The organism is Micromonospora sp. M51, assembly GCF_018070305.1.
Lineage (GTDB): Bacteria > Actinomycetota > Actinomycetes > Mycobacteriales > Micromonosporaceae > Micromonospora > Micromonospora parva.
Genome location: NZ_JAGPXZ010001152.1, coordinates 1 through 1,288, shown reverse-complemented (window position 1 = coordinate 1,288; position 1,288 = coordinate 1). Strand labels below are relative to the sequence as shown.

Sequence of the window (1,288 nt, the reverse complement as noted above, 5' to 3'; positions counted from 1 at the left end):
CGTCCACCGCCGAGCGGGCGTTGCGGTACACCACCGCCGCCGCCCACCACGCCACCGATCTGGACGCGCCCCGAGAGGCTGCCGCGTTGTGGTCGGGGGTGGGCCGGGCGATTGCGCTGCTGCCCGAGACACCCCTGGCGACCCGGCTGGCGGGCTGGTGTGCGCGAGCCGCGGCAACCGCCCGCGCCGGCGATATTCTCACCGCCCGGCAGATACGCGGCGAGGCCGTCGCGCTGGCGGCCATGGCCGCCGATCCATCCGCCCTGCGTCGGGCACTGAACTGCCTGGATGCCCCGGTCGCCTGGCCCGTCCGGCCGGACCGCGCGGTCGACACGAAGTTCGTCGCCGCCGTCGAGGCCGCGCTCGCTGCTCTCGGTTCGGACGCCCCGGTGGCCCGCTGCGAGCTGCTGTGCACCCTGGTCTTCGAGGTGGAGGGCGCCGACGACGACCGGGCCGACGAGGCCAGCCGCGAGGCTCTCTCGCTGGCGCGCGAGTCGGGGCAGCCAGGACTGCTGTGTCGGGCGCTCAACGCCCGCTACTTCCCCGTGATGGCGCCGGCCCGGCGTGCCGAGCTGCCGGCCGTCGGCGAGGAGATGCTGCGGGTGGCCACCGCCCACGGACTGACCGGATACCGGGCCCAGGCTCATCACATCCTCTTCCAGGCGGCGCTGCACCGGGCCGACCTCGTCGACGCTCGCCGGCACGTCGACAAGGCGGTGGAGCAGGCCAACACCGGACAACTGGCACTGATGCTGGCCGTGCTGTCCTGGTTCGACGGGCTGACCGCGTTGCTCGCGGGGGACTATCCGCTCGCCCTGCGGCGCTACGGCGAGGCCGCGACGCGGATGGAACAGGGTGGCGGGCCCAACGCGCAGGCGATGGGAATGCTCGGCCGGTTCGTCGTGGGGCTGACCGGGGGCGGCGCGGCCCAGTCGGTGCCCGAGCTGCGGCAGGTGCACGCCCGGGTGCCCCAGGACAGCCACGACCTGCTCGCCCTGGCCCTGGTGGAGGCCGGCGATCTGGAGCAGGCGCGCGCCGTGTGGAAGCCGGAGCTGCCGATCCGGCCCGACTACTTCTGGCTGCTGTGGGCATGCGTGCGCGGCGAGGTCGCCGCCCGACTCGGTGACCGGAAGGTCGCCCGCAAGTCCTACGCCGAGCTGACGCCGTGGCGGGGGTGTTTCGCGGGTCTGGAAACCGGTTCGCTGTCGCTGGGTCCTGTCGACAACACGTTGGCGGCGCTGGCCGACCTGCTCGACGACCCGTTGGCGGCGGGTCGGCACCGAGCCTG

The 1,288-nt window shown here is 74.1% G+C and carries 1 protein-coding gene; it reads left to right on the top strand.

Annotated features, from left to right (window positions below; genetic code table 11):
• A partial coding sequence (locus tag KBX53_RS33255; RefSeq protein WP_247676582.1) for a hypothetical protein occupies window positions 1-1,288 on the top strand: 1,288 nt, incomplete at both ends.